The organism is Nonomuraea sp. NPDC048881 (genome assembly GCF_040649795.1).
Classification (GTDB): domain Bacteria; phylum Actinomycetota; class Actinomycetes; order Streptosporangiales; family Streptosporangiaceae; genus Nonomuraea.
In genome coordinates, this window is sequence record NZ_JBEZGC010000038.1 from 22,291 (window position 1) to 29,426 (window position 7,136).

Sequence of the window (7,136 nt, forward strand, 5' to 3'; positions counted from 1 at the left end):
GTACGTCGGCCTGCCCTTCCAGCGCAACCGCGGTTCCGCCCTGCTCGGCCGGGTGGGAACGACGCGGCCCTGGTGGCACGGAGCTACCCGGGCGCGGCGCCGCCGCGGTCGTCCACGGCGGGCCCGGTCAGCCCTGCGGCCACGCGGTGAGGACGGCGGCCAGCAGCGTCCCGTCGTGGCCGGACGGCACCGCGCGCAGGTCGAGCAGGCAGCGGCCGTTCTCCACCCGGGCGAGCACGGGCGGCTGCGCCCGGCGCAGGGCCGCGGCCGCCCGCCGGTCCAGCGCGACGGCGGCGCTCGGCAGGGACACCCCGGGCGCGCCCCCGCCGCCGACCACGCTCCGGCTGTCGACGGCCTCGGCGTCGATCCCCTTGTCGCGCAGCCGGGCCGCCAGGTCCTCGGCGCGGGAGCGCAGCGTGGCCTGATCGGCGTGCAGGCTCTCCCAGGTCGGCGTCGGCGGGCCCGCGACCGTGGCCTCCAGCGCCGCCAGCGTGATCTTGTCCACCCGCAGCGCGCGGGCGAGGGGATGGCGGCGCAGCCGGTCCATGAGGTCGGCGCGGCCGAACAGCAGCCCGCATTGAGGGCCGCCGAGCAGTTTGTCCCCGCTGGTGGTGACGAGGTCCGCGCCCTCGGTCAACCAGCTCGTGACGTCGGGCTCGCGGGGCAGCAGCGGCTCGTGGGCCAGCAGCCCCGAGCCGGCGTCGGCGACGAGGGGGACACCCCGCTCCCGGCACAACGCCGCCAGCCGCGACACCGGGACGTCGGCCGTGAACCCCTCGATCCGGTAGTTGGACGGATGCACCTTCAGCACCAGACCCGTTCGCGGCCCGATCGCGTCGGCGTAGTCCGCCAGGGCGGTGCGGTTGGTCATGCCGACCTCGCGCAGCCGGGCCCCCGTGGAGACGAGCAGGTCGGGAAGGCGGAAGCCGTCCCCGATCTCGATCAGCTCCCCCCGGCTGACCACGATCTCGCCGCCCGCCGCCAGCGCGGTGGCCGCCAGCACGAGCGCCGCCGCGTTGTTGTTCACGACGTGGACCGCCTCGGCCGCGGGCACGGCGGCGGACAGGGCGGCCAGCGCCGTACGTCCCCGTCTGCCCCGGTCGCCCGTGTCGAGGTCGAGTTCGACGTCGGTGACCCCGGCGGCCAGCTGCACAGCCTGGCGGGCGGCGTCCGACAGCGGGGCGCGGCCCAGGTTGGTGTGCAGCAGCACGCCGGTCGCGTTGATCACCGGCCGCAGGCCGGCGGCGGAGGCGGGCAGGGCCGCCAGCGCCGCGGTCAGGACGTCCTCCGGCGCGAGCTCGCCCTCTCTGGCCCGCCGCTGCGCCGCGACGATCACGGCCTTGACCTGGGCGTGGCCGAACCGCCGTCGGGCCTCGACCAGCCGGGGGTCGGCGAGCAGCGTGTCCGTCCGCGGGATGGATCGACGATGGTCGGTCATGCTAGGGACGTCCGTTCGGCGTGAGAAGCACGGTGTCTCCAGGTCTCGTACCGGGGCCGATCAGGCATCATATGATCAACCGCCAGAAAAGCGATCATGGCGGCCGTGATCGTCTTAAGGTGTGATCATGAAGAGGCTCACGCAGTACGCCCAAGGCGGCGGCTGCGCCTGCAAGATCCCCGCGGCGGACCTGGAATCGCTGCTCGGCGACGCACGCATGCCGTTCCCCCGAGATCCCGAGGCGGAGCTCGTGGTGGGGCTGGAATCCGGCGACGACGCCGCCGTGGTCCGCACCCAGGACGGATCCGTGCTCATCAGCACGGCCGACTTCTTCACCCCGGTGGTCGACGACCCCTACGACTGGGGCCGCATCGCCGCGGCGAACGCCCTCTCCGACGTCTACGCCATGGGCGGGCGGCCCGTGGTCGCGCTCAACCTCCTGTGCTGGCCCCCCGACCTCCTGCCCTACGACCTGGCCGCCGAGGTGCTGCGGGGCGGCGCGGAGGTGGCCGCCCAGGCGGGCTGCCACCTGGCCGGCGGGCACAGCGTCGTGGACGCCGAACCCAAGTACGGCCTGGCCGTCACCGGCGTCGCCGAACCCGACCGGCTGCTGCGCAACGACGCCGGGCGCCCCGGCCTGCCGCTGTCCCTGACCAAGCCGCTCGGCCTGGGCGTGCTCAACAACCGGCACAAGAACACCGGCGAGGTGTTCCCGCACGCCGTGGAGACCATGACCCGGCTGAACGCGGACGCCTCGCGCCAGGCCGTGGCCGCCGGGATCCGCTGCGCCACCGACGTCACCGGCTTCGGCCTGCTGGGCCACCTCCACAAGCTGGCCCGCGCCTCCGGCGTCACCGCCGTGCTGCACGCCTCGGCCGTGCCGACGCTGGACGGCGCGGCGCAGGCCGTGAAGGAGGGGTTCGTCCCTGGCGGCTCGCGACGCAACCTCGACTGGGTGGCCCCGCATCTCGATCCCGGCGACGTCCCGGAGGAGACCCTGCTGCTGCTCGCCGACGCGCAGACCTCAGGGGGGCTGCTGGTAGCCGGGGAGATCCCCGGCGCCCCGGTGGTCGGCGAGCTGATCGAGCACACCGGGCACACCGTCGTCATCCGTCCCTGAACGCCGACGCCGGGCGAAACCCCGCGGCCGTCTAGTGCCGGGCCCCGCCCGGCAGGACGACGGCCGCCAGGCCGGGCACGTCGAACAGCGGCCGGCCGCCCGACGGGGAGAGCACCGCCAGCTCCTGCCGCCCACGGACCTGGTCCTGGGGGACCTGGACGACGGCGAAGCCGCCGTCCACCGGTCCGACCGGGAACCGGCCGGCCGGCAGCGGCAGGCGGGCCACCTGCCGTCCCGTGACGTCGAACTCCAGGACCGTGATCCGGTCGCCGGAGTACTCCAGGGTGAAGATCCGCTCACCGCTCACCTGCACGGACAGCCCGTGGTCGGTGTCGCTGAGGACGCCCGCGCCGGACGTCAGGGTGAGGGCGCGGCCGGTGCCGGCGTGCTCCAGCGTGACCCGGTCGAGCGGCGGCCTGTCGTGCCGTCCGATGTCGAGGAGGAGCGGCTCGCCCGACGGCGGCAGGCCGACCGGCTCCCGTCCGGGCGGCAGGTCGAGTTCGCGGGCATTGCCGCTCGGGAGCTCCAGCGTCCGGTAGGAGCGCACGTCCCCGCTGGAGTGATAGCCGACGATCAGCCGCCGGGAGTCCGCCGACCACGCCCATGGACTGTACGCGCTGTCCGCGCCGCCGCCGGTCGGCGGTTCGAGCCGGTGGACCGCGACGCCCAGCAGGTCTCTGACCTCGTACCCGCCTCTGACGGGTTGCCCGAGCCAGCGCCCGTCGGGGGAGAGCGTGATGTTGCCCGGCGGGCTGACGGTCCGCGCGCCCAGCAGGAACTGCCGGCCGTCGGCGAGCAGCAGGAAGGTGGGGCACTGCGACTGGCAGGCGGTGTACACCAGGACGCCCCGCCCGGCCGGGCCGGTGACGGGCAGCGCCGGCGCCTGGGCGGGCGGCCGGACGACGTGCGGCGGCGAGGCCACCGTCACGCCGGTGTCCGGACCGGCGGGCGAACGCGCATGGAAGACGGCGAGACCGCCGACGACCACCATGACGGCGGCCGACCCGGCGACCAGCGCCCTGCGCGGGACGAACGCCGGCCCGCGGGGCCGTCGCCACGTGCGCAGCCGATCGCTCATGACCTTCTCGCCGAACCCGTCGTCGGTCACCGGCCCAACCCTCCGTCGTGGACGCCTCACTTGCAACACCCGACGAGGCCGGCGGAGGGTCGGGCCGGTTCTCAGACCGCGGCGCCCCACAGCGCCAGCCCCATCAGCAGGACCAGCGCCGCCCGGCCGAACGTGCGGGCCGAGGCCCGCTCCGCGGCGCCGAAGCACAGGCAGGGAGCCGCCTGCTCGCCCATGACCAGAAGATACGTCTGCGCCACCGTGAACGACAGGCCCAGACACGTCCCGGCCACACCCACCAGCACGTCGCCGGCGACGGGGGAGAAGGCGGCGAGGGCGACGAGCGCCTCCACGGTCACCACCGTGAAGGCGCCCGCCCGGGCCACCCGTCCATGGAGCCCGAAGGCCGCCAGGCCGCTCCGGAAGGCGCCGAGGTTGCGCGCCTTCCCGAGCACCGCCAGCACCAGGACGAGACCCAGCCCGTAGCGGGCGACGAGGGCGATCATCCGATCACCAGCATCGCCACCACGGGCGCCGCGAGCACGACGAACAGGACCTTCATCTTCGGCAGTGTGAAGGAGAACGCCGTGTCCGCCTCCATCCGGTCCCGCGCGAGGGCGAAGGTCAGGAGCATCATCGCCCGCGCCGCCGCGAAGCCGGCGCCCGCCAGGAGCGCCTCCTGCCAGGACGCCAGGAACAGGATCGCCACCGCCATGATGTGCGGCAGCCCTGTCGGCGAGTACGTGCGCATCCCCGTGCCCATCTCGGCGCCGAACTGCACGGCGCCCCAGAAGGGGATCCTGGTGACGAACTGCGGCACGAGCCGCGCGTTCTGGAGCAACGGGAAGGACAACACGTCCAGCTCGCGCAGCAGGAAGATCACCGCAGCCGCGGCGACCATGATCTGCAGAACCACTGCGGGGAACGGAGCCCGCAGCACGGAGCCGACGACCACCAGCACGAACGTGACGGCGCCCGCTCCCACGAACAATCCGGCGATGAAGCCGGCGACATCAGCACCCCGCCGGACCGACGAGGACAGCACCCAGGCGCTGTTCAGGCTTCAAACGGAGCCCGAGAGGGAGAAGCCGGCGACGAGGGCGGCCACCAGCCAGGTGAAGCCCTTCGTGTCCGCGCCCGCAACCCTCGAATACAGCACCAGGGCCTCCGTCGCCGCGATCAGTGCCAGTCCGGGCACCAGCAGGCGGACGGATTTTCTGGTGGCGGAGTCGCTCATGAACTCAGGTCAGATCGCCGTACGGCAGATGGAGAAGCGGGAGACGTTGCCGCCGCCGCAGTCGTGGTACTCGTACCAGCCGTCGGAGCACATGCGGCGGGTGCTGGTGGTGCCGCCGCCGTACCACTTCCAGGCGTTGTTGCCGTCACAGCTGGAGGGGTTGTGGGTGTAGCGGAGGTTGTAGCAGGTGCCGGACGCGCCGTCGTTGCGGTGCCAGGAGCCGGAGCAGTTGCCCGAGTAGAGCGCGGAGGACGGCACGCAGACGGAACCGGCGTCGGCGAAGCCGTGGCAGGTCTCCCACGCGGTGTAGGCGGCGGCCGTCGCGCCGCGCGGCTTCGACCAGGGCAGGAGGTCGAGGACGCCCAGCCCGGTCGCCACGGCGGCGCCGGTGGCGATGCCGAGCACGCGCCGCCTGCTCCAGCCCTCGCGCGTGGCGCCCACCCGCGTCGGCAACGCCTGCTCGGGCATCTCCTCGGCGCTGGGTATCTGGTCGAGTATCGAGGTCCGCTTCTCGGCCTTCACAGCTTCACTCCCTTTCTGTTCGCGACCGCTCGGTCGACGATCTCCGTGAGCGCCTCTCCCGACCCCACCGGAGCCGTGAACACCACGACGCCGTTCTCGTCCACGACGAGCAGGGCCGGGCTGTAGGGCACGCTCGCCGCGCGCCAGATCGCCGGGTCCTTGATCACCCGGATGGAATCGGGCAGGGACTTGTCGAACCCGGGGTCGTCCGACAACACGGTGAACGACAGGTCCGAGGGCAGGCCGGCCGCCATCCCGGCGGCGGCGAGCAGGACGTCGTCGCAGATGGGGCAGCGACGGTTGACCTTGATCACCATGGTCGTGGCGCCGGGCACGCCCAGCCCGTTCGCCTGGGCCTCGGACCCGGCCGCGGCGAAGCGCACGCCGACCCCGTTGTAGGTGGCCAGTTCCAGTTCGCGTACCCGCCGGTAGAGTCCGGCCCCCGCCGCGAACAGCAGAGCGACCAGGACGGCCAGGATGATGACCACCGCGGTCAGCGGTTCCACGTCAGGCCCGCCACTCGACGCGCTTGACCTTGTTCAGGAAGTCGGCCGCGGTCTCCGGGGTGCCCGCGCCCGAGCGGGCCGCCACGCCCGCCTTGTTGTAGCTCGGGGCGTTCCAGGGATGCAGCGTGACGATGGCGGTGTCGGTGACCAGCAGGAAGGGGGCCACCGAGTCGGACGGGGGCGCGGGCAGCCGCCACAGCTCGCCCGAGGGCGCCCCGTAGCCCCGCCACTTGGGAATGCGGTTGATCCCCGCCTGCTTCGGCTCGACCGTCATGGTGCCCACACCCGCGATCGAGATCGCGTAGAGCTCCATGGAGACGTCGAACCGCTTGCCGCCGTCGGCCATCATGCCCTCGGGGGTGTCCTGCCACGTCACGCGGCTGAACATGTCGACGATGTCGGCCGACTCCCACTCGGGGGAGTAGAAGAGCCCGTGCGCCATGTGCCAGGGGCCGAGCCAGGCGGCCCACCTGGCGTCGGAGGGATCCTCGCAGTCGTAGACGACGACCTCGCCGCCCGCCAGGGAGAAGCGCTCTCGTTCGCGTCCGCGGACCGAGTTGACGCCTGCCGTGAGGGAGGACAGGGGAGCGAGTTCGAGCCCCCAGGTTTCCGCGGTGGTCTTCCGCGACCCGTATTTCGGGGTGTAGCGGACGTGACCGGTCCAGGAGGCCAGCGAGGCGGCCTCGGCGTCCTCGACCTCCAGTTGGAGGAGAGAATTCTTGACGGTACGAAGAGAGGATAAATGCGCCATTAAGCCCCAGCCTTTCGTGGCAGATCGCGGGCGCTAGATCATTTGGCTCGAAGCCTTACACGCGCCATCACCCAGGTCAAGACACAAGATCCACACGTTTTTCCGTGGGAAAGTTCGGGAGAAAGGTGCCATTACGGCCCGGTCACTTCGGCGTCGGTAAATGGCCATATTTTCGTCATTTACCGGGTCACCGAAGACGGGGGCGCGGCCACCGCGGCGGCACGGCGGTGAGGACCAAGGTCCTTCGGCCGACGGTCGTAGGACACTGCCCGCGGCGCGCGGAAAACGGTGCGATGGAGGCGCGGAAGAGAACGACGAACCATCGCTGAAAGGGGATCGTCATGGCCGCCACGATCGACAGGCCCGTCACCTACCCGAGCATCACCGCCGCCGGCCGACGTCCGGTCGACTACGTCTGGGCCGTCGCCCGGATCGCGATCGGCTGGATCTTCCTGTGGGCGTTCCTGGACAAGACGTTCGGGTGGGGGTTCGCGAC

9 protein-coding genes are annotated in these 7,136 nt (G+C 72.4%); 1 reads left to right on the forward strand and 8 read right to left on the reverse strand.

Annotated elements, in window-relative coordinates; all coding sequences use genetic code 11:
• Positions 1–127: 127 nt before the first annotated feature.
• Complete coding sequence (gene selA / locus AB0C33_RS50360) at positions 128–1,438, reverse strand: L-seryl-tRNA(Sec) selenium transferase (protein WP_358302719.1); 1,311 nt, start codon at positions 1,436–1,438, stop codon at positions 128–130.
• 127 nt (positions 1,439–1,565) lie between these two features.
• Between selA and selD the strand changes: the two genes are divergently transcribed.
• Positions 1,566–2,558 (forward strand): selenide, water dikinase SelD, encoded by a 993-nt coding sequence (selD, locus tag AB0C33_RS50365; protein WP_358302722.1) that lies wholly within the window; start codon positions 1,566–1,568, stop codon positions 2,556–2,558.
• A gap of 31 nt (positions 2,559–2,589) precedes the next feature.
• Here selD and AB0C33_RS50370 read toward each other — a convergent pair whose 3' ends face one another.
• From AB0C33_RS50370 to AB0C33_RS50400, 7 genes are all read right to left on the reverse strand, one after another.
• Positions 2,590–3,666, reverse strand: a complete 1,077-nt coding sequence (locus tag AB0C33_RS50370) for a hypothetical protein (protein WP_358302725.1) — start codon at positions 3,664–3,666, stop codon at positions 2,590–2,592.
• 71 nt (positions 3,667–3,737) lie between these two features.
• Positions 3,738–4,130 carry a MauE/DoxX family redox-associated membrane protein gene (locus tag AB0C33_RS50375; protein WP_352354637.1) on the reverse strand — a complete coding sequence of 131 codons (393 nt, stop codon included), beginning with the start codon at positions 4,128–4,130 and terminating at the stop codon, positions 3,738–3,740.
• The gene (locus tag AB0C33_RS50380) at positions 4,127–4,669 is read right to left on the reverse strand and encodes a hypothetical protein (protein ID WP_358302728.1); all 543 of its coding nucleotides are present in this window, start codon (positions 4,667–4,669) and stop codon (positions 4,127–4,129) included. Before AB0C33_RS50380 ends, AB0C33_RS50375 begins: the two co-directional genes overlap by 4 nt.
• Before the next feature lie 18 nt (positions 4,670–4,687).
• Positions 4,688–4,861, reverse strand: coding sequence for a hypothetical protein (locus AB0C33_RS50385; protein ID WP_358302731.1), 174 nt, complete (start codon positions 4,859–4,861; stop codon positions 4,688–4,690).
• 9 nt (positions 4,862–4,870) lie between these two features.
• The gene (locus AB0C33_RS50390; RefSeq protein ID WP_352328891.1) at positions 4,871–5,383 is read right to left on the reverse strand and encodes a hypothetical protein; all 513 of its coding nucleotides are present in this window, start codon (positions 5,381–5,383) and stop codon (positions 4,871–4,873) included.
• Positions 5,380–5,889: a hypothetical protein gene (locus AB0C33_RS50395; protein ID WP_358302734.1), complete on the reverse strand. Its 510-nt coding sequence runs from the start codon at positions 5,887–5,889 to the stop codon at positions 5,380–5,382. The genes AB0C33_RS50390 and AB0C33_RS50395 overlap by 4 nt, the downstream gene beginning before the upstream one ends.
• Position 5,890: 1 nt before the next feature.
• Positions 5,891–6,640 carry a hypothetical protein gene (locus AB0C33_RS50400; RefSeq protein ID WP_358302737.1) on the reverse strand — a complete coding sequence of 250 codons (750 nt, stop codon included), beginning with the start codon at positions 6,638–6,640 and terminating at the stop codon, positions 5,891–5,893.
• Positions 6,641–7,136: the final 496 nt, after the last annotated feature.

Excerpts from the sequence above, each read along its gene's own strand:
- selA (WP_358302719.1), bottom strand. The coding sequence starts at position 1,438 with ATGACCGACCATCGTCGATCCATCCCGCGGACGGACACGCTGCTCGCC.
- selD (WP_358302722.1), top strand. The coding sequence starts at position 1,566 with ATGAAGAGGCTCACGCAGTACGCCCAAGGCGGCGGCTGCGCCTGCAAG.
- AB0C33_RS50375 (WP_352354637.1), bottom strand. The coding sequence starts at position 4,130 with ATGATCGCCCTCGTCGCCCGCTACGGGCTGGGTCTCGTCCTGGTGCTG.
- AB0C33_RS50385 (WP_358302731.1), bottom strand. The coding sequence starts at position 4,861 with ATGAGCGACTCCGCCACCAGAAAATCCGTCCGCCTGCTGGTGCCCGGA.
- AB0C33_RS50400 (WP_358302737.1), bottom strand. The coding sequence starts at position 6,640 with ATGGCGCATTTATCCTCTCTTCGTACCGTCAAGAATTCTCTCCTCCAA.